The sequence below is a fragment of the Faecalibacterium sp. genome, from assembly GCF_052358865.1.
Taxonomy (GTDB): domain Bacteria; phylum Bacillota; class Clostridia; order Oscillospirales; family Ruminococcaceae; genus Faecalibacterium; species Faecalibacterium butyricigenerans.
The window spans coordinates 25,237-46,354 of the sequence record NZ_DAWCVJ010000010.1 but is presented as its reverse complement, the minus strand read 5'-3'; the positions used below and the strand labels follow the sequence as shown (position 1 = coordinate 46,354).

At 56.4% G+C, this 21,118-nt stretch carries 16 protein-coding genes; 9 read left to right on the top strand and 7 right to left on the bottom strand.

Features of this window, described 5'->3' with window-relative positions:
- Nucleotides 1–5: 5 nt before the first annotated feature.
- Nucleotides 6–2,183: a PTS transporter subunit IIBC gene (locus ACT8X9_RS03310; RefSeq protein WP_444268124.1), complete on the bottom strand. Its 2,178-nt coding sequence runs from the start codon at nucleotides 2,181–2,183 to the stop codon at nucleotides 6–8.
- Between the two features lie 287 nt (nucleotides 2,184–2,470).
- Here ACT8X9_RS03310 and ACT8X9_RS03305 point away from each other — a divergent pair, with 287 nt between their 5' ends.
- Complete coding sequence (locus ACT8X9_RS03305; RefSeq protein ID WP_444268123.1) at nucleotides 2,471–3,496, top strand: LacI family DNA-binding transcriptional regulator; 1,026 nt, start codon at nucleotides 2,471–2,473, stop codon at nucleotides 3,494–3,496.
- Nucleotides 3,497–3,597: 101 nt separating this feature from the next.
- Here the strand turns inward: ACT8X9_RS03305 and ACT8X9_RS03300 are convergent, their stop codons facing one another.
- Nucleotides 3,598–4,455, bottom strand: coding sequence for an AraC family transcriptional regulator (locus ACT8X9_RS03300; RefSeq protein WP_444268122.1), 858 nt, complete (start codon nucleotides 4,453–4,455; stop codon nucleotides 3,598–3,600).
- Between the two features lie 129 nt (nucleotides 4,456–4,584).
- Here ACT8X9_RS03300 and glgP point away from each other — a divergent pair, with 129 nt between their 5' ends.
- On the top strand, nucleotides 4,585–6,846 hold the full coding sequence (gene glgP, locus ACT8X9_RS03295) for a glycogen/starch/alpha-glucan family phosphorylase (protein ID WP_444268121.1): 2,262 nt from the start codon (nucleotides 4,585–4,587) through the stop codon (nucleotides 6,844–6,846).
- A gap of 135 nt (nucleotides 6,847–6,981) precedes the next feature.
- On the opposite strand, the gene ACT8X9_RS03290 is transcribed toward glgP, so the two are convergent.
- The 4 genes from ACT8X9_RS03290 to ACT8X9_RS03275 form a co-directional block, all read right to left on the bottom strand.
- A complete protein-coding gene (locus tag ACT8X9_RS03290; protein WP_444268120.1) occupies nucleotides 6,982–8,457 on the bottom strand; it encodes a glycoside hydrolase family 32 protein in 1,476 nt (491 codons plus the stop codon).
- 24 nt (nucleotides 8,458–8,481) lie between these two features.
- The gene (locus tag ACT8X9_RS03285) at nucleotides 8,482–10,155 is read right to left on the bottom strand and encodes an extracellular solute-binding protein (RefSeq protein WP_444268119.1); all 1,674 of its coding nucleotides are present in this window, start codon (nucleotides 10,153–10,155) and stop codon (nucleotides 8,482–8,484) included.
- 75 nt (nucleotides 10,156–10,230) lie between these two features.
- Nucleotides 10,231–11,166: a carbohydrate ABC transporter permease gene (locus tag ACT8X9_RS03280; RefSeq protein ID WP_444268118.1), complete on the bottom strand. Its 936-nt coding sequence runs from the start codon at nucleotides 11,164–11,166 to the stop codon at nucleotides 10,231–10,233.
- Nucleotides 11,150–12,097 (bottom strand): ABC transporter permease, encoded by a 948-nt coding sequence (locus ACT8X9_RS03275; protein ID WP_112114530.1) that lies wholly within the window; start codon nucleotides 12,095–12,097, stop codon nucleotides 11,150–11,152. Before ACT8X9_RS03275 ends, ACT8X9_RS03280 begins: the two co-directional genes overlap by 17 nt.
- A gap of 356 nt (nucleotides 12,098–12,453) precedes the next feature.
- On the opposite strand from ACT8X9_RS03275, the gene ACT8X9_RS03270 reads away from it, so the two are divergent.
- Genes ACT8X9_RS03270 through ACT8X9_RS03250 form a run of 5 tightly spaced genes read left to right on the top strand, consistent with a single transcriptional unit; the run spans nucleotide 12,454 to nucleotide 17,583 of the window.
- Nucleotides 12,454–13,509, top strand: a complete 1,056-nt coding sequence (locus ACT8X9_RS03270) for a LacI family DNA-binding transcriptional regulator (RefSeq protein ID WP_444268117.1) — start codon at nucleotides 12,454–12,456, stop codon at nucleotides 13,507–13,509.
- 17 nt (nucleotides 13,510–13,526) lie between these two features.
- Nucleotides 13,527–14,177, top strand: coding sequence for a YesL family protein (locus ACT8X9_RS03265; protein WP_444268116.1), 651 nt, complete (start codon nucleotides 13,527–13,529; stop codon nucleotides 14,175–14,177).
- The gene (locus tag ACT8X9_RS03260; protein WP_444268115.1) at nucleotides 14,164–14,781 is read left to right on the top strand and encodes a hypothetical protein; all 618 of its coding nucleotides are present in this window, start codon (nucleotides 14,164–14,166) and stop codon (nucleotides 14,779–14,781) included. The genes ACT8X9_RS03265 and ACT8X9_RS03260 overlap by 14 nt, the downstream gene beginning before the upstream one ends.
- Before the next feature lie 36 nt (nucleotides 14,782–14,817).
- On the top strand, nucleotides 14,818–15,750 hold the full coding sequence (locus ACT8X9_RS03255; RefSeq protein ID WP_444268114.1) for a carbohydrate kinase family protein: 933 nt from the start codon (nucleotides 14,818–14,820) through the stop codon (nucleotides 15,748–15,750).
- Nucleotides 15,751–15,753: 3 nt separating this feature from the next.
- Nucleotides 15,754–17,583: an amylosucrase gene (locus ACT8X9_RS03250; protein WP_444268113.1), complete on the top strand. Its 1,830-nt coding sequence runs from the start codon at nucleotides 15,754–15,756 to the stop codon at nucleotides 17,581–17,583.
- Nucleotides 17,584–17,656: 73 nt separating this feature from the next.
- Here ACT8X9_RS03250 and ACT8X9_RS03245 read toward each other — a convergent pair whose 3' ends face one another.
- Complete coding sequence (locus ACT8X9_RS03245; RefSeq protein ID WP_444268112.1) at nucleotides 17,657–18,355, bottom strand: LytTR family transcriptional regulator DNA-binding domain-containing protein; 699 nt, start codon at nucleotides 18,353–18,355, stop codon at nucleotides 17,657–17,659.
- Between the two features lie 268 nt (nucleotides 18,356–18,623).
- Here ACT8X9_RS03245 and ACT8X9_RS03240 point away from each other — a divergent pair, with 268 nt between their 5' ends.
- Nucleotides 18,624–19,028, top strand: a complete 405-nt coding sequence (locus tag ACT8X9_RS03240) for a twin-arginine translocation signal domain-containing protein (protein WP_444268111.1) — start codon at nucleotides 18,624–18,626, stop codon at nucleotides 19,026–19,028.
- On the top strand, nucleotides 18,931–20,982 hold the full coding sequence (locus ACT8X9_RS03235; RefSeq protein WP_444268110.1) for an alkyl/aryl-sulfatase: 2,052 nt from the start codon (nucleotides 18,931–18,933) through the stop codon (nucleotides 20,980–20,982). The genes ACT8X9_RS03240 and ACT8X9_RS03235 overlap by 98 nt, the downstream gene beginning before the upstream one ends.
- Nucleotides 20,983–21,118 lie beyond the last annotated feature (136 nt).

Below are 21,118 nucleotides of genomic sequence, written 5' to 3'. Positions count from 1 at the left end.
GGTCTTTACAAAATATCGTTGATGTCAGATTTCAGGACGTCTGCCTTGGGGCCGTACACGGCCTGAATGCCGTCGCCCTTGACCAGCAGGCTCAGAGCGCCCTCGGCCTTCCATGCGGCGAGGTCGGCGACCTTGGCGGGGTCCTTCACGGTAACGCGCAGACGGGTCATGCAGGCGTCCACCAGCACGATGTTCTCCCGGCCGCCCAGCAGAGCGATGATGCGCTCGGCCTGACCGTTATCCGACTTTTTCTCGGTCTTGGCGGCGGTATCGTCCGCGTTATCGTCGGTATAGTTGCCCAGACGGCCCGGCGTTGCCAGCTTGAGCTTGCCGATCATGAAGTAGGCCACAAAGTAACCGATGACAAAGAATGCGGCGACGCAGAGCACAAAGTTGATGATGTCACCGCCCAGACCGGCCTGCAGGGACATGGGGATGCGGGTGATGAATTCCAGATTGCCGAAGGAGTGCAGGCGCAGATGGATGATGCCTGCCATGGCGAAGGCGCAGCCCTGCAGCAGGGCGTACACGATGTACAGCGGCATGGCGCAGAACATGAACATGAATTCCAGCGGCTCGGTGACGCCGGTGAGGAAGACAGCCAGCGCGGTGGAGATGAACATGGACTTATAGTTTGCGCGCTTGTCGGCATCCACCCGGCGGAACATGGCCAGTGCAATGCCCAGCAGCAGACCGGTAGCACCGATCATCTGGCCCACCTTGAATCGGGCGGGGGTAACGGTAGCCAGCAGGTTATTGTAAGCGGCCATGTCACCAGCCTTCTTGAAGTTGATGAGGTCGTTGGCCCATGCCAGCCACAGCGGGTCCTGACCGAACACCTGACTGCCTGCGTTGACGCCGGTAGCGATGGTGTAGGTGCCGCCGAAGGAGGTGTAGTTCATGGGGATGGTCAGCATGTGGTGCAGGCCGAAGGGCAGCAGCAGACGTTCCAGCGTGCCATAGATGAACGGAGCCAGAATCGGAGAGGTCTCGGAAGAGTTGGCGATCCAGATGCCGAAGTTGTTGATGCCGGTCTGAACCACAGGCCAGAACAGCGACAGAACGATGGAGATGACCACCGAGTAGCCGATGACCACCATGGGCACGAAGCGCTTGCCGTTGAAGAAGGCCAGTGCATCCGGCAGCTTGCGGAAATTGTAGTATTTATTGTATGCCACGCCGCCCACGAAACCAGCGATGATGCCCACAAACACGCCCATGTTCAGCGCCGGAGCACCCAGCACAGAGGTAAAGTAGCCGTTGACGGCGATCTCCTGCCCGAACAGGGTGTGGGTCACAGCGTTGGGGTCTTCCAGCATGGCGCTGGTGACGCCGAAGATGTTGCCGGTGATGACGTTGATGAGGGCAAACGCCAGCACGGCCGCAAAGGCACCGCCGGCACGCTCCTTCGCCCAGCTGCCGCCGATGGCCACGGCGAACAGGATGTGCAGATTGTTGATGACCGCCCAGCCGATGTTCTCCATGGTGGTGCCGATGGTCATGACCGCTGCAATGTCGCCGCCGCCCATCTGCACCAGCTTGCCCAGACTGATCATCAGACCGGCAGCGGGCATGACGGCGATGACGGTCATCAGCACCTTGCCCAGCTTCTGCAAAAAGTCGAAGTTGATGAAGCCCTTCTTTTTCGGCTTCTCTGCGCTGGCCTCTTTGGCCGCAGGTGCTGCTTCCGCTGCCTCGGCAGGCTGTGCCTCTTTTGCCGTCAGGGTCAGCACCGGCGTCTTGCCTGCCGCCGCAATGCCCTCGGCACAGTGCAGCTCCATATCGTCTGCGCCGCCGGTCAGAACAATGGAAGTGATGGTTTTCAGGCCCCGCTCCCGGATGAGCGCAAGGTCTGCCTTGGCCACAGGCTGACCGGCCTTGACCCGGTCGCCCTCTTTCACCAGGATTTCGAAGCCCTCGCCGTTCAGGCTGACGGTCTCCAGACCCACATGGACCAGGATCTCCAGCCCATTGTCTGCCGCAAAGCCAATGGCGTGTTTCGTTTCGGCGATGGTCTCCACCGTGCCATCCACCGGGCTGCAGAACAGCCCATCGGACGGCTCGATGGCGATGCCTTCGCCCAGAACGCCGCTGGCAAAGGTCTCATCCGGGACTTCGCTCAGCGGGACGAGTGTTCCGCTGAAGGGTGCTGTCACGACAATAGAACGTGTCGTTGTGGTCATGATGTTCCTCCTTATTCTTCCTCTTGCATCATTCTGTGCAACTATTGCATTCAAGTTGCGTAGTTTTGTGCAACAAGAATAATCCAAATCCGCAACTTTTACAAGAGTTTTTTGGAGTTAAAATAAACTTTCTACGTTTCGCACAACCGCTTGCGAGATTCTTTGTGGAAATTGTCGAGGGTACGCAGAGGGCAGGATTGCACCGTTTGCGCAATTCCTTGCGCAAACATTGACATCGCGTGGGAACCGCTTTACAATAGAGCTATTACATCAGGGAGGAACAGACTATGGCAGTTACCATCAAAGATGTCGCGGCGGCGGCGGGGGTCTCCCCCTCCACCGTGTCCCGCACCTGCAAGGACAGCCCCTCCATCAGCCGGGACACCAAGGAGCGGGTGCGCCGCGTCATGGCACAGCTGGGCTATGAGCCGAACTTTGAGGCCGAGCCGGTGGAGGCATTTTCCAAGACCATCGGCATCATTCTGCCCTCCTCCCAGCGGGATGTCTACGAAAACGCATTCCATCTGGAGATCATCCGCGGCATCGGGCAGTTCTGCAACCAGCGGCGGTATGTGAACACGGTCATCACCGGGCAGGACGATGCCGAGATCTTGGACGCCATCCAGAGCATGGTGGCCAACGCACAGGCGGACGGCTTCATCCTGCTCTATTCCAAAAAGGACTGCCCGGTGGCGGCCTATCTGCGCAGCGAAGGGCTGCTCCATGTCATTGTGGGCAAGGCGGCACAGTCAGCCAACCAGACCATCTACATCGACAATGACAACGCCCTTGCGGGAGAGGAAGCCGCCGATTACCTCTACGAGCTGGGCCACCGCCGCATCGCCTACTTCGGGGTCAGCAATGCGATGCTGTTTTCGGCAGAGCGCAGGCGGGGCTACCAGATGTCCCTGCTCAAGCACGGCATCACCCCCCGCGAAGAGGACTGCGTGGAGGTCAACACCCTGAACGATGCTTACGAGGAACCGCTGAAAGCCCTTCTCACCGCCCCGGACCGTCCCACCGCCATGCTGGTCAGCGACGACATCCTTGCCGTGGTGCTGGAGCAGTTCTGCGGCAAGCTGGGGCTGCACATCCCCAAAGACCTCTCCATCGTGTCCTTCAACAACTCACTGTTCTCCCGCATCACCAGCCCCCAGCTGACCACCGTGGACGTCAACCCCTACCAGCTGGGCATGGAAGCCGCCAGCCAGACCATCAACCACATCGAAAATCCGAACCTTCTGGCCACAAAGATCATCGTGCCGCACCAGCTCATCCCACGGGAGAGCTGCTGCCCGCCGCCGGAGGTCTGAGTTCAAAACAAAAAATCATCCGCGATCATTTCTCATAAACGGTCTGAACCTCGTGAGATCTTATCGCGGATGATTTTTCTTTTCAGGTGGCCTGCCCTCTCCTATTTTTTCCGGTATTCCCGCGGCGTCATGCCGAAGTGTGCCTTGAAGGCCCGGTTGAAATAGGAGAGAGTTTCAAACCCGCACCGGGAGGCGATGGTCAGGATGGTCTCATCCGTAGTTTGCAGCGCTTCGGCGGCGGCGTTCAGGCGGTATTCGTTCAGAAAGGCGATGAAGCTCTGCCCCGTCATCTGCCGGAACCATCGCATGAAGTGGCTGGCGCTGAAGGAGCAGACCCCGGCAGCATCGGCGACCCGAAGCGCCTCAGCATAATGGGCCGAGAGCCATTGCAGGACGGCTTTCAGCCGCTGGGTGTCGGCGGTCTCTGCAGGGAGCTGCTGCTTTCCCTGTGCAAGGAGCAGGGCCAGAAAGCGCAGCAGCGCCCCCTTGACCAGCAGCTCATAGCCGGGGAGCTTCGAGCGGTTGGCCTCCTCCACCTCCCGCAGACAGGCGGCAGCCTGAAGATAGCACAAATCGTTTGGGGTCAGACGGGCAGGCAGCGACAGCCGCCCGCTCTGGAGCGGAAGCAGATATTTCTCGGCGCAAAGGTCCTCCGCACCACCCAGAAGCTCCAGCTCAAAAATAAGATTCTCGTATTCCATGGACTGTCCCTCCGTCTGCCGCAGGGCGTGGAGGGTGCCGGGCGTAAAAACGAAGATGTCCCCCATGCGGGCCGGGTAAGGCACAGCGCCCACCTGCACCAGCCCCGCGCCGCGCTTGACAAAGACCAGCTCCATGCTCTCCTGCCAGTGGAGCGCCACCTGCGGGAAATCCCCCGGGATGGTGCAGGGATACAGATTAAACGGGAACCGCACGGCACCGTGCTGCTTGGTTTCCTGCAAAGAAGCCTGATTTTGCATCGTCTCACCTCCTGATGATAGGATTGTACCATAGTCTGCACTTTTAAGGCAAGATTTTGATTGTTTTATGTGGTATATCTTGAATTGCAGATGTCAAACCTGTTTTCCGTAGCAAAGGAGGATCCATTTATGAACTTCACCGAGACCTTACAGAATCTCACGGGCAAGCCGCTGGCCGACTGCACGGATCAGGAGCTGTACCTCGCTCTGCTGGAGCTTGTCCGGCAGAAGAGCGCAGACCGTGTGCAGCCCGTCACCGGCCGCAAGCTGTACTATATCAGTGCCGAATTTCTCATCGGCAAGCTGCTGTCCAACAACCTCATCAATCTGGGGCTGTACGAGGAAGCCCGCGATGCACTGGCTGCTGCCGGAAAGCGCCTGTCGGACATCGAAGAAGTGGAGCCGGAACCTTCTCTGGGCAATGGCGGTCTGGGCCGCCTGGCGGCCTGTTTTCTGGACTCGCTCGCAACGCTGGGCCTGCCCGGCGACGGCGTGGGCCTGCGGTATCACTTCGGCCTGTTCCGCCAGTCCTTTGAGGACGGCGTCCAGAACGAAAAGCCCGACCCGTGGCTGACCGCCCACAGCTGGGCCGAAAAGACCGACGTCACCTATCCGGTGGAGCTGGCGGGCAAAGAGTACACCGCCCGGCTGTATAAGCTGGCCGTCACCGGCTACGAGGGCCGCACCAACACCCTGAACCTGTTCGATCTGGACACCATCGACGAGAGCATCGTCCACGACGGCATCGCGTTCGACAAGACCGCCATCGACAAGAACCTGACCCTCTTCCTCTACCCGGACGACTCCGACGAGGCAGGCCGCCGTCTGCGGGTGTACCAGCAGTACCTGATGGTCTCCGCCGGTGCCCAGCTCATTCTGGCCGAGTGCGCCGCCCGGGGCTGCTGCTATCATGATCTGGCCGACTACGCCGCCATCCAGATCAACGACACCCATCCCAGCATGGTCATCCCGGAGCTGATCCGGCTGCTGGGCGAGAAGGGCATCGAGTTTGAGGAGGCCGTGGCGATCGTCACCAAGACCTGCGCCTACACCAACCACACCATTCTGGCCGAGGCACTGGAAAAGTGGCCCCGCGCCTATCTGGATGCCGTTGTGCCCCAGCTGATGCCCATTATTGAAAAGCTGGATGCTCTGGCCCGCACCCGCACCAAGGACGAGAGCCTTGCCATCATCGACAAGGACGACCGGGTGCATATGGCCCACATGGACATCCACTTCACCCACTCCACCAACGGCGTGGCGGCGCTCCACACCGAGATCCTGAAAAATTCGGAGCTGCACGGCTTCTACGAGCTGTACCCGGAAAAGTTCAACAACAAGACCAACGGCATCACCTTCCGCCGCTGGCTGCTGGAATGCGACCCTCGCCTGACCGCTGTGCTGGAACAGCGCATCGGCTCCGGTTTCCGCAAGGACGCAGCTGAGCTGGAAAAACTGCTGGCCTTTGCCGACGACGAGACCGTGCTCGGCGAGCTGACCGCCGTGAAGAAGGCCAACAAGGAAGCGCTGGCGGACTGGCTGCTGCGCACCCAGAAGGTGCAGATGAACCCCTCTGCCCTGTTCGATATTCAGTCCAAGCGCCTGCATGAGTACAAGCGTCAGCAGCTGAATCTGCTGTACCTCATCCATCAGTACCACGAGATCAAGGCCGGGCACCTGCCTGCTGTCCCGCTGGTGAGCATCTTCGGAGCCAAAGCCGCTCCGGCCTACACCATTGCCAAGGACATCATCCACGCCCTGCTGACCCTCTCCAAGGTCATCGCCGCCGACCCGGAGGTGTCCAAGTGGCTGCAGGTGGTCTTTGTGGAGAATTACAACGTCACTGCCGCCGAAAAGCTCATCCCGGCCTGTGACCTGTCCGAGCAGATCAGTCTTGCCTCCAAGGAGGCCTCCGGCACCGGCAACATGAAGTTCATGCTGAACGGTGCGCTGACGCTGGGCACCATGGACGGTGCCAACGTGGAGATCAGCCAGCAGGTGGGCGATGAAAACATCTATATCTTCGGCCAGACCTCCGATCAGGTCATCCACCGCTATGCCGTGGGCGATTACGACCCGGCCCAGTGGGTGGAGGGCGATGCCAACATCCGCCGGGCCATCGACTTCCTGACCGGCCCCGAGATGCTGGCCACCGGTCACGCCGAAAACCTGACCCGTCTCCACGACGAGCTGATCCACAAGGACTGGTTCCAGACCCTGCCGGACTTCAACGCCTACGTCGTGCGGAAGGGGCAGGCCCTCAGCGATTACGCCTGCGACCCCATGGGCTGGCGGCGCAAGTGTCTGGTGAACATTGCCAAAGCGGGGATGTTCTCCTCCGACCGTACCATCGCCGAGTATGACCGCGACATCTGGCATCTGGGCAAGTGAGCTGAATTACCCCAACAAAAAGCTCCGTCATCAAAATAGAGCGCATAGAACCGATACAAAAAGCACAGCCCCGTTCTGGTGAAGGAATCCAGAACGGGGCTGTATTGATGAAGGAGAAATGAAGGGAATATCAGGTTACAGATTCAGCTCAAACTGTTCCGCCGTAACAGTTGCCTTGCCATCGGCAGCAAAGGTGATGCCGTCGGCAGACTGGGGAGTGTAGATCCATGCGGTCATGGTCTGCTCGCCATCGTTAGCGAAAACTTCGATGCTGTTTTTGTCCAGCAGGATACGGAGTTTGAGCGCACCGTTCTGGCTGCGGACCTTGCAGCTGCGGCGGTGCACGATGTCGGCACGGGAACCGGCATAGCTGCGGTCCAGCGCCAGCTCGGAAGTGTAGGGGTCGTAGGTCAGGCTGGTGTGATGGTCTGCGTCAGCAGCCAGCTTGAGGGTAAAGGAGCGGTATTCGCCGGGCTGCACCGTGACGGTCAGGTCGGCCACACGGCCCTTGATGCCTTCCAGAGAAGTTTCGCCCTGCACCGTCACATTTTCGTGGAAGGTGCGCTTACCGTGGACGGCATCCAGCTCCCGCACCGGGGTCTGAATAATGCGCCCATCCTTGATGTGCAGTTCGCGCGGGCAGATGGTCTGCCCGAACCACTTGCAGCCCCGGGGCTTATCCTCGGTGTCCGACCAGGTCTGCAGCCATGCGGTCATGATGCGGCGGCCATCCGGGGCAAGGGTGGTCTGGGTGGCGTAGAAGTCGATGCCGCCGTCCATCAGCTGCACGTTTTCCTTGATGAAGGTGTGGGTCACTTCGTCGTAGCTGCCGATGAAGGCAATCACGTTGTGACCGTTGTGGAACTCGCCCTTGGGCAGCATCTCCATGGGGCCGAGCATCAAGATCTGCTTGCCGTCCAGTGGGAAGAAGTCCGGGCACTCCCACATTTTGCCGTACTGATTGTTGCAGCGTTCCAGCACCGTGACAAAGTGCCAGTCGAAGCCGTCCTTGCTCTGGAACAGTGCCGCTGCGCCGCTGCCGTCCTCGGCGAGGCAGACAGTGACGGCGGAGTAGGTGCCGTCGGCCTCACGCCAGATCTTGGGGTCCCGGAAGTCGAACTTGCTGAAGCCTTCCGGCAGGTCTTTCTGGGTCAGGACGGGATTGCAGGCAGGCTTTTCGTAGTCGAGACCGTCACCGATGGCAATGCTCTGGGTCTGGATGTCCCGCATCTCCCCATTGGGCTGCTTTTCTGCCACCACGCTGGTGTACATCAGCAGCTGCTTGCCGTCATCCATCTCGGTGGCAGAGCCGGAGAAGCAGCCGGGGCCGTTGTCCACCGGAGAATCCGGGGCCAGTGCACAGGGCAGATACTCCCAGTGCAGCAGGTCGGTGCTGACGGCGTGACCCCAGTGCATGGGTGCCCACCGCACATCGTAGGGGTTATACTGATAGAACTGGTGATACTTCCCTTTATAATAAGAGAAGCCGTTGGGGTCGTTCAGCCAGCCCACATAGGGGGTCAGGTGGTAGGCAGGGCGTTCCGCCGGGGAAATGGCCGCGCCGTGCTCGGCCTCGTAGGCGCGGGCTTTTTGTAAAGTCAAATCGTTCATGGAATCCTCCAAAGGAAAGAATTCTTATGCGTAGTAAGCATCCAGATATTTCTGCATAATGCCCAGATAGTCGGACAGGCCGTAGGCTTCCAGCTTACTCAGATATTCGTTCCACTCTGCATCCGTAGTGCCGTTCATGATCCAGTCCGCCTTCTGAGTATTCATGTAGGTCTGCAGATCTGCCTGCAGGTTAGAGACCTGCTCGGTGTCCTCGTTGCTCATAAAGACATTGGGATAGACATAATCGTTGTTCATATCCGGGGTGTAGATCTCCTTGATCCAGTCCAGACGGTACTGTGCATCGTCCGGGCAGGTAACGTATACACCATAGTAATCATCCAGAACCGCCAGAGGCCCACTGACACACTGCGCTTCACGGACTTCCACGGGAGAAGCATCGCCCAGAGGAGCGTGCTTCAGCATGGGCTCGCCCTTATCGTTGGTGGACAGTTCAAAAATATTAAAGCCTTCCGCATCGCCGTAAGTACCCCAGTTGTTCTGCGGAGACTGGAGGGGAGCGTACATCTGATCCAGCCATGCGCAAACCAATGCGGGGTTAGTTGCCTTTGCGGTGACAACGCATCTGCCGCGGGCAAAGCCGCTGGTGAAAGAGCCGTTCTGCGGGGTGATATTGCGGGTATCGGCGGTCAGGGCAGGCAGCGGCTCCCAGTCGGTCAGGTTGTCAATGTTGGCAACATCCCAGCTGAAGCAGACACCATAGCGGCCAGCCTTGCCCTTGGAAACATAGGTGGACCACTCCTGCGTGAAGCACTCCGGGTCAATGAGCTTCTCGGCATACAGCTTGTGCAGCCAGTCCAGACCATCACGGTAGCCCTGCTGGGTGGCGGCACAGATGACTTTCCGGTCGTTGGTAACGGCGATATGGCGGTCTTTGTCTGCATCGCCGTAGCCTTCGCCAAAGCCATTGATGAGGATGCTGGGATCCTGATCGCCGTTGTTGACGATGCAGGACATGGGGATGATGTCGCCGTCAATGCCATACTCTGCCTTGATAGAAGCGGCGTTATCACGGAATGCCATCAGCACCTGTTCAAACTCGTCCACTGTGGTGGGCATCGACAGACCGAGGAAGTTCAGCCACTTGGTATTGATGAAGCTCATGTTGCCAACGGTCTGGATGGCGGTCTTTTCTGCGCCGAGCTGCTCGATCCAGGGCAGTGCCCAGATGTGGCCATCGCTGTCGGTGCACATGGTGCGGTACTCCGGGTACTTCTCAAAGACCTTCTGGAGATTCGGCATATTGTTGTCAATGTAGTCTTCCAGATTGAGGATGACACCCTGATCTGCGTAGCGCAGCAGATTGCTGTCGGTAAAATCAGCAGTAAAAACAAAATCCGTCAGGGTGTTGGGGTTGGACATATTCAGGGTGATCTTATCGCTCCACTGGTCGGACTGGATGGCGGTCCAGTCGATGTGCACATTGGTCTGCTCTTCCAGACGCTTGAAGATGGTGCGGTTGTTCGGCTCGGGTTCACTGCCCACAGGGAAGCTGGTCATACCGGTAAAGGTGACCTTTTCGGACAGCGGAAATTCAACGGCACCGGTTACGTCCACAGCTGCGGCAGCAGAATTGTTGCCGCCGTTGGATTTGCCGCCGCCACAGGCAGACAGAGCAGCGGCAGAGCCCGCCAGAGCGCAGACCTTGAGGAAGTTGCGGCGAGAGATCAGCTTTTTCATGGTATTTTCTCCTTTTTCATGTTTCTTTTTCGTGTGACAGATGAGCGTACCGGCTCATAAAATTCTGGAATATCCTCAGCCTTTAATGGAACCAGCCATGATGCCGGCATCAAAATACTTCTGGAAGAAGGGATACATCACCAGCAGCGGCAGACTGGAAATAATAATGGTTGCATATTTGAGCAGCTCTGCCATCTTCGCACGTTCGGCAGTGCTCTGGATATCTGCGATCATACCGGATTCCGGCTGGCTCTGGATCAGGATGGAACGCAGCACCAGCTGCAGCGGCTGCTTCGATGCGCTGTTCAGGTAGATCATGGCGTCAAAGTAGCTGTTCCACATTGCCACGAACTGCCACAGAGCCAGAACTGCCACCACCGGCATACAGACGGGCAGCAGGATCTTGAAGAAGTAAAGCATCTCGCTGGCTCCATCCACATCCGCAGCTTCACGCAGCTCACGCGGGATGCCTTGATAATAGGTACGGGCAATGATCATGTTCCACACGCTGAATGCTCCCGGCAGAATGACCGCCCACATGGAATCCAGCAGACCCAGATTGTTGATGAGCAGGTAGGTGGGGATCAGACCGCCGCTGAAAAACATCGTGATCACAAACAAGGTGTTGAAGATACTTTTGCCTTTGAAGTCCGGCAGCGACATGGGATAAGCGGCAAGCATCGTCACAGCTACCGAGATGATGGTGAAGATGATCGAGTAAAGTACTGCGTTCTTGAAGCCGACCCAGATCTGCTTGTCCGAAACGACACGCTGGTAAGCATCCAGACTCCACTTGCTGAAATCAAAGGAGATGCCCTTGTTTTGCAGAGTGACCGGGTCCATAAAGGACGCGATGACGATGTAGATCATCGGAATGATGATCGCCAGCAGGAACACGCCCAGAAGTGCGTAGCCGCAGTACAGGATGATCTTATCTTGTCTGGTGTAGAGGGCCATTTTTGATTTTTTCTGTTTTGCCATGGTAAACCCCTCCTTACAAGCCCTTGCCATCGTTCATTTTGGCAACGACCTTGTTCACTGCGATCAGCAGGATGACGTTGACAACGGTGTTGAACAGACCGACTGCCGTGGAAAAGCTGTAATCGCCGTCCAACAGGCCCTTTTTATAAACATACGTTGCAATGATCTCGGCCGTGTTCAGGTTCAGGTCAGTTTGCAGGGCATAGGCTTTTTCAAAACCGATGCTCATGATGTTGCCTGCCTGCAGGATAAACTGAATAACGACCATATCCTTAATGGCGGGCCACTCCACCGTCATGATCTGCTGGATCAGGTTTGCGCCGTCGATCATCGCAGCTTCCTTCAGATCTTTGCTGGCGTTAGAAAGGGATGCGGTGTACATGATGGATGCCCAGCCGGCACCCTGCCAGATGCCGCTGATGATGTAGATGGGGCGGAACGCTTCCGGCAGCGTCATGAAGTTGATGCTGGTGTGAAGCAGGCCGTTCACCGGACCGGTGACACTCAGCAGCACCCGGACGATACCGCACAGCACGATGACCGAGATGAAGTTGGGCATATACAGCACCAGCTGCACCTTCTGCTTGATCTTCTTGCTCTCGATACGGTTGAGCAGGAATGCCAGCAGGATAGGGATCGGGAAGCCCCACAGCAGACCGTAGACGCTCAGCTTCAGGGTGTTGATCAGATAGCGCTGGAAGTCCGGCGAGGACATGAAGCGGGTAAAGTTTTTGAAGCCTACCCACTCGCTGCCCCAGATGCCCTTGAAGGGATTGTACTTCTGGAATGCGATCAGCACACCGCCCATGGGAGCGTACTTGAACACCAGCGTCAGCACCACGGCAGGCAGCAGGAACAACAGGTAAAGCTGCCAATGCCGTTTGATGTAGACCCATGTGTTGTGCAGCTTGCGTTCTGCCGTCAACACAGCCGTTTCCGGCGAGGCTGTCTTTGCTTTCATGAATCATTCTCCTCCTTTTGATTTGTTTGCCGCTTGATCAGTGTTTTACATTTGCACCTTTGAATTTTACGTTTTTTTCATTTCGATTGTGCAAATGTAAAATTCTCTAATTCATTTATACCACGCAAACAAGCGAATGTCAATGATAATTCATGGGATACATAAAGAAATACTGTGCATTCGTACAGGTGCACAAATTCGAAAGTGCGTAAATATGCAAAATGATGATTTGCATTTTTACATTTGACTAATTTGTGCATTTGCACTATACTGGAGTCATAAAGAATACGAACCGTCACCAGACTTTATCTATAAAAGGATATCTGCCCCTATATTATAAAGAAAGAGGATGACTTATGGCAACCAAAGTCACCATTCAGGATATTGCCGACGAACTGCAGCTTTCCCGCAACACAGTTTCAAAGGCCATCAACAACACCGGTGTGCTGGCAGATGCCACACGGGAAAAGATCCTGCGCAAAGCCGCCGAAATGGGCTATAAGCAGTTTGCCTATCTGCCGCTGTTTCAGGAAAACGCTGCAAAAGCAGCAGAGCCTTTCATTCTGCCGAGTGACAAACGGGAGATCGCCATGCTGACGACCCAGTTTCTGAGCAGCTCTCACTTTTCCTCCATGATGCTGGATCGTTTCCAGGCGGAAATCGACCATCTTCACAGCGGCATGACCATCCATCGCATTTCTCCCATAGAGCTGAAAGAGAAAAAACTTCCATCTTCTCTTAACATCCAGCGCACAGCCGGCATCATCTGCTTTGAAGTATTCGACTATGACTACGCACAGATGCTGTGCGATCTGGATGTTCCGCTGCTGTTTGTAGACACCCCTGTGATGGATATGCGTCCTCCTCTTAAAGCTGACCGCCTTTATATGGAAAACCGCATTGAGATCCAGAATGCGGTGGCCCACATGGTCCAGCGCGGCAAAAAACACATCAGCTTTGCGGGGGATAAAAACCACTGTCAGTCCTTCTTTGAGCGTTATATGGCTTATAAGGATGCAATGGAGCACTTTGGTCTGACAGAAGGCCTGAGCACCTGTGCGATGCCATCTGGACAGCAGAACTATCCGGCATCCCTGTACGAAACCATACGTCGGTTCAAAACGATGCCGGATGCCTTTGTCTGCGCCAATGACTTTGTTGCCATGGATCTGGTCAAGGCATTGAATGAGCTGGGGTATTCGGTTCCCGATGATATCTGGGTCTGCGGCTTCGATGACAGTCAGGAGGCTTCCTACTTTGTCCCCCGTCTGACTTCGATCCATATCCATGAACAGATCATGGGCTACACCGCTGCCAATCTGCTTATGACCCGCATCGAAGAGCCATCGCTGAACTATCGCACCGTCTATACGGAAACCAACCTGATCCTGCGCGAATCCACAGGAGATTGAGCGAAAGGAGAACCCCCATGCGTGACCTGTGCAATACGGACAAGCCGCTGTTTGCTGTGCTGACGAAATTGACTTACAGTGCTTACCTGAACATCTTATGGCTCGTGTGCAGCCTGCCCATCGTTACCATAGGGGCTTCTACGACCGCACTGTTCTACGTCACGCTCAAAATGGCGGAAGATCGGGACGATGGTCTGACCCGGATGTTTTTTAAGGCGTTCCGGGAAAATTTTAAGCCTGCCACAAAACTCTGGCTTATCCTGCTGGCAGTCGGCAGTTTCCTGGCTGCGGATGGCTTTGTGCTGCGCCGAATGTGGAGCGAAAACATTTTCTGGACGCTGCTCACTGCAGTGCTTATTGGTGCGGCAGTTCTGTACGGCATCGTTCTGCTGTATACCTTTCCCCTGCTGGCACGCTTTGAAAACACCACCTTCGGCATTCTGAAAACAGCATTTCTCGTGGGTGTCCGGTATTTGTTTTGTACCCTGCTGATGGCGGCGATCTATGGCATCATGGGGTACGTCATCGTGTTTGTGTTCACGCCTGCATTCCTGCTGGGCATGGGCTTCTGCGCCATGATCTGCTCCTTTCTGATGCTTCGGATCCTCTATCTGATCGGTGGAGACCCTGACGCAGTACACGAGGAATACGACCATGACAAAAACTGACCGGGATACGCTCCGCTCCCTCCATGGGTACAAAAAGTGGGAGCACATCTGGGCATATTACAAGCTGCCCATTGCGATCGTGCTCATCGTCGTCTATATCCTTGGCTATGCAGCCTACCGCCATGTGACGAAAAAAGAGGATGTGCTTTACCTTGGTCTGGTAAATATCACTGCCGGGTCTGATCTGACGGAACAGCTTACCACCGGCTTTGCCGAGGCGCAGGGTCTGACCAAAAAGCAACAGGTCGATCTGCTGTCCGGCTTGCTGCTCAGCGAGAGCGAACGCGCAGAGGAGCAGTATGTATATGCTTCGGAGATGAAGCTGCTCGGTGCAGTCAGTGCCCAGCGGTTAGATGTTGTTCTGATGGACGAATATGCACGGGACCGACTGTTGGCAGATGATTATTTTCTCGATCTGCGGACGCTGGATCCGTCTTTCCATGCCCTGTCGGGTCTGAACGCCGGTGGGACCGTGCTGGATATTTCGGATACGCCGTTTGTCAGGCAGGCAGGTTTTTCTGGCAGAGTCTATCTTGGGGTGGTGCAGAATGCACCGCACCCGGAGCGTGCAGCCGCTTACATTCATTATCTGTTCCAACGGTGATCGTTGGGTTTCACATCAAGAATAAGGAGAATTATCATGGACATTGTAACGATTGGTGAAGTTTTGATCGACCTGACCCAGACCGGCAAGGATGCGCGCGGCATTCCTCAGTTTGCCGCAAACCCCGGCGGTGCCCCGGCAAATCTGGCCGTGGCTGCTTCTAAACTGGGCGCACAGACTGCCTTTATCGGCAAGGTGGGTGCGGATGCCTTTGGCCGCTACCTGAAAGAGGTTCTGGCAGAAAACAAGGTGGATGTTTCCGGCATGGCGGTGGATGCAGACCACCCCACCACCATGGCGGTGGTCTCGGTGGATGCCACCGGCGAGCGGGATTTCAGCTTCTACCGCAGCGCCAACGCTGACGTGATGCTGAGCAAAGAGGACATTTCGGACGAGGCTCTGAAAGCCGCGAAAATCGTCCACTTCGGCTCTGTCAGCCTGACCGCTGACCCCTCCCGCACTGCCACGCTGGATGCCGCTGCCCGCGCTAAAAAGCTGGGCGCTGTCATTACTTATGACCCCAATTACCGTGCCAACCTCTGGAAGAACAAAGAGGAGGCCATTGCCCAGATGAAGGCTCCCCTGCCGCTGGTGGATATTCTGAAAGTTTCCGATGAGGAGCTGCCCCTGCTCACCGGCACCACCGACTGCGAAAGCGGCACGGCACAACTGGCACAGAACGGCATCCGGCTGATTTTTGTCACCTTGGGTGCAAACGGCGTGTTCTACCGCTTTGGAGACAAGACCGGCCATGTGGCTGGCGTTCCCTGCAAGGTGGGCGACACCAACGGCGCAGGCGATACCTTCTTTGGGGCTGCCCTGTCCAAGCTCTGCAAGGAGGAGCTGGACACCCTGACGGTGGACAAGTTGGAAAGCATTCTGGCCTTTGCCAACAAAGCGGCCAGCATCACCACCAGCCGCCATGGTGCCATCCCCGCCATGCCCACCCTTGCGGAAGTGGAGGGCTGAACCATGGCAGCAAAACAGGAATTTGAGTCTCGGTTTGCCAAGCACAAGGACGAGCTGGAATGGCTGTTCATGGAACTGTACCACAACCGGGAAGGGCTGGAGGTTCTGGAGCGGGAGATGGCAGAAGCCTACAACGCCCGCAGCGCCGAGCTGAAAGCACTGGACAAGGCACGCTCTGCCGACCCGGAGTGGTACAAGCGGGGCAATATGTTCGGCATGACCATGTACACCGACCTCTTTGCCGGAAATTTGAAAGAACTGGCAAAGAAGCTGCCCTACCTCAAGGAGCAGAAGCTGACCTATCTGCACCTGATGCCCCTTTTGCAGATGCCCCACCCCCACAACGATGGCGGCTATGCGGTGGAGGATTTCGATACCGTAGACCCGGCACTTGGCACCAACAAGGATCTGGAAAACCTGACCCGTGAACTGCGCAAGGCGGGCATCAGCCTGTGTCTGGATTTTGTCATGAACCACACCGCCAGCACCCACCGCTGGGCGATGGCGGCAAAAGCCGGAGACCCGTGGTTTCAGGCCTATTACCATCTCTATGACGACCGCACCATCCCCGACCAGTACGAGCAGACGGTGCCGCAGGTGTTCCCCAACACTGCCCCCGGCAACTTTACATGGTGTGAGGAGATGCACAAGTGGGTGCTGACCACCTTCCACGACTACCAGTGGGATCTGAACTACGGAAACCCGGCGGTGTTCGTAGACATGACCAAGAGCATCCTGCACCTCGCCAACCTTGGCGTGGAGGTGTTCCGCATTGATGCCGTGCCCTACATCTGGAAGCAGCTGGGCACCACCTGCCGCAACCTGCCGCAGGTGCACACCATCGTGCGGATGCTGCGCATGGTGCTGGAATGCGTCTGCCCGGCGGTCATCCTCAAGGGCGAGGTGGTCATGGCTCCCAAGGAGCTGGCGGCGTACTTCGGCACCCCGGAAAAGCCGGAATGCCATATGCTCTACAACGTGTCCACCATGGTCAACCTGTGGGGTGCCCTTGCCAGCCGGGACACCCGGCTGCTGAAGGCGCAGCTGGATGCCCTGCACGCCCTGCCGGACAACTGCTGGTTTGTAAACTATCTGCGCTGCCACGATGATATCGGCTGGGGTCTGGACGAGGCGGTGGAAAACCGGCTTGGCATCGACCCGCAGAAGCATAAAGAATATCTGTACCACTTCTATGAGGGCAATTTCCCCGGCAGCTGGGCAAAGGGCGAGCTGTACAACTACGACCCCGCCACCGGCGATGCCCGGAGCTGCGGCACCACCGCCAGCCTGTGCGGCGTGGAGCAGGCACTGGAAAAGGACGATAAAACCGCACTGGACTACGCCGTGAAGCGTGACCTTTTGCTGCACACCGCCATGGCGTTTTTGCAGGGCTTCCCCATGCTGAACTGCGGCGATGAGATTGCGCAGCTCAACGGCTGGGATTACAAAAACGACCCTGACCGTGTGGAGGACAGCCGCAATCTGCATCGCAGCAAATTCAACTGGGAAGATGCCAAACAGCGCACCCAAAAGGGCACGCTGCAAAACCAGCTGTGGCAGGGCATGGAGCAGCTGCGCCAGATGCGGGCAGACCCCTGCTTTGCCCCGGATGCGTGGGTGACCACATGGGACAGCCACAACCCCGGCGTGCTGGCGCTGGTACGCAAGCGCGGCGAGGAAACGCTGGTGGGACTGTTCAACTTTACCGAGTACCCGGCAGGGGCAAGTCTGGACGCGCTGGGCGGTAAGTATCACACCCCGGAGGGCGCTTCCGTCTGGCTGGCTGATGTGGAGCTGGAGCCGTATCAGGCGCTGCTGGTAAAAAACAAATAAGCAAAAACCAGAACTGCGGGCTGAATCAGCGATGCAGTTCTGGTTTTTTGTGGTTCTTTTTAATGTGTCACCGTCACGGATCTGTTGCTTGCAGCACGCAGGCACAATACCCCGGCTCCGGCTGGTAACAATGGATGGTCAGGTATTTATCCGCCTCCGGGCTGTAATCGTGAAGCGTGTGCTTTGTGCCGTTCAACGCCACATCTGCATACGATACCAGCCACTTTTTATCGCCATTGGGGAACACCTTGTAAAAAGAGCGATCCAGCATTTCTTCCACTGGCACACCCTCGATATTTGCCATTTCTGCGTTGCAGTAGCGGAAGATGAAATCCACGCCATGCCCGTCCTCATTAAAGACCAGCTCAATGACGCAGAACGCCAGCGGCATATCGTCCAGCAGGCTGCATTTTTCCAGCAGGCTCATGTTCATGGAGTGGGGCTGTGTGTCTGCCACCCCAATCTCCGCACGCAGGCGGCGATGGTCGCTCATCCCACGCTTGCGTCCCTGAAAGGTGCGCCCGTCGGACATGGTATAGACCCCATCGTTGCTGATATTTACGATCTGGCTGCGGCACACTGCGATCCCTTTGCTGATGTTCAGAAACCGGTCTTCCGGCAAAACAGACAAGACGCTGTGCAGCGGAGCATACAGCGCAGCTTCTTCCCCATCCATGCGGTGAACGACCGTTTTGCGGTCGTTACGGTAAAGATACAAGATGTTTTCTGGGCAAAGGTCATTTTTCTGAAACCACTCATGCAGATCATTCATCGCCATACTCCTTTGTCAGTTGGATATGTTTAGTATAGCATACCTCCGTGCAGAGCACAAGAACGGCTTGATTAAAATTCATTTCAACGGAGTTTTCGCCAATTTACATCGAGCGTTTTTGTCAATATTCACGTTTTTAATGTCGAAAGTGCGGAAACCGTTGACTTTCAGGCATTTTCTGTGTATTCTGTAACATAGAAGGTCAAATGGTTTTTCGCAAGATGTATGAAGCACATCAAACGAGAGGTCTGACAGGAGAGCTTCCGCTATGAAAATGACTCGCCGAGATTTTCTGAATGTTTCCACTGCGGCTGCGGTGGTATGCGCAACCGCGCTTCTTCCTGTGGAGAAAGCCGCAGCAGTACAACAAACGATGGCGGCGCAGGAACTTCTGGAACAGACGTATCTGTACGCCTTTCCACTGGCTCTGATTGATGCGACCCGAAAGGTTTCAACCCACACAGAAACACCGAACAGTACCCGTGCGCCAATCAACCAGTTCTGCCACGCGGAAAAGCCGGCAGACGCCCACGGTCTGTGTAAAATAAATCCAGATATAAAGGAGGCAAACCACCATGAAGATGACCCGCAGAAACTTTCTTTCCACTTCAGCGGTTGCGGCGTTAGCCTGCGGCGCATCCCTGACCGCGCACGCAGCAGGCAGTACCGATGAAAACAGTCTGAACTTTATCACAGACATTTTCAAGGACTCCACCCAGCCGGGCGAGATCGAAGAGGCAACTGCTATCACGGCAGAAAAGAACGCCGAATGGTATGAAAAGCTGGATTTTTCAGACCGGCGGGAACTTGACAATGCAGCACGTGGCCTGCTGGACAATCAGGAAGGCAGGGTCATCTACAACGATGACGGAACAACGGCATGGGATCTGCAAGGCTATGGGGATCTGGACCGTGATGCGCCGGATACGGTCAACCCGAGCCTGTGGCGGAATACCCAGCTCAATGCCAAAGCCGGTCTGTTTGAAGTATGTGACGGCATCTATCAGGTGCGTGGCTTTGATATGGCCAATGCGACCTTCATCCGCACCAACAACGGCTGGATTATTTTTGATGTCCTGATGTGCAAAGAAAATATGCAGGCAGCAAAAGCGCTGATGGAAAACCGGTTCGGACCGCTGGATGTCAAAGCTGTGCTGTACAGTCATAGCCATGTGGATCACTTTGGCGGCGCAGAGGGTGCGATCGACCGGAACGATGTAGCGGACCCCAGCCTTTCCATCGACAAACAGCTTGCCTCGGGCAAAACGGTCATCCTCGCACCGGAAGGATTTTTGAAACACGCCATCAGCGAAAACGTCTATGCCGGCATCGCAATGGCCCGGCGTGCGCAGTATCAGTATGGTACGGTGCTGGAAAAAGGGGAGAAAGGAGCACTCTCCATCGGCATCGGCATGGGACAGTCTACCGGTCAGGTGAGCCTTATTGCACCGACCTATGAGATCAGGGAAGATGTTCCAAAGCTGACCATCGACGGGCTGGAGATCGAATTTCAACTAACCCCCGGCACCGAAGCCCCTGCCGAAATGAACGCCTATTTCCCGAAGTACCGTGCCCTCTGGATGGCCGAAAACTGCACCGGCACCCTGCACAACCTCTACACCCTGCGTGGCGCACAGGTGCGGGATGCCAACGATTGGGCGAAGTACATCATCGAGGCTGACCAGCGCTTCTGTGACAAGACCGACGTGGTGTTCCAGAGCCACAACTGGCCGCACTGGGGCGAGGAGATCCATGAATATCTGCTGAATACGGCAGCCATCTATAAGTTTATCCACGACCAGACCCTGCATTACATGAATCAGGGCTATACCTCCAACGAGATCGCCGCCATGATCTCGCTGCCGGATGCCCTCGAAAAAGTCTGGTATACCCGCCAGTATTACGGCACGCTGCCGCATAACGCCAAAGCCATCTACCAGAAGTATCTGGGCTGGTACGATGCGAACCCGGTCAACCTGGACCCGCTCCCGCCCAGCGATGCCGCTAAGAAGCTTGTAGAATATCTGGGCAGCACGGAGCTGGTGCTCTGCAAGGCAAAAAAGGACTATGCAAAGGGCGAATATCAGTGGGTGGCACAGATCACCAAGGAGCTGGTCTTTGCAGACCCGTCCAACCAGAAGGCACGCAACCTGTGCGCCGATGCGCTGGAGCAGTTGGGTTATCAGGCGGAATCCGGTGCGTGGCGCAACGCCTACCTGATGGGTGCGGCGGAACTGCGGAACGGCAATCTGTCTGGGCGGGCCCGCACGGCAAATGGTCTCACCAACAGTATGCGAGCAATGACGGTTTCCATGCTGTTGGATTATATCGCCATCCTGACGGATGCCAACGCTGCACAGAACGATGACCTAACCCTGAATCTGACCGTAACGGATGAGAATGAGCAGTTCTATGTCACCCGCAAGAACGGCGTGCTGCTGACCTATCCTGGCGAGAATCGCCCGGATGCGCAGGCGTCCGTTACTTGTCGGCGGCTTCAGTTGTTTGCTCTGATGACCGGTCAGCAGGCAGGTCAAGTCCAGATCAGCGGCGATGCCACAGTCCTGAAACGCCTGCTGGCGTATGCCTCCAAATTTGAAAAGACCTTCAATGTCATTGAACCGTAAAAACGGCTTCTGATCTCGGGATATGTCAAGAGGGCTGTTGGAAAATAGCCCAAACGAAAAAATGAGATAGACTTCCCCGAAAGGGGTTGCCTATCTCATTTTTATTGTAAGCTGAAACTGCAATGAACCAACTACA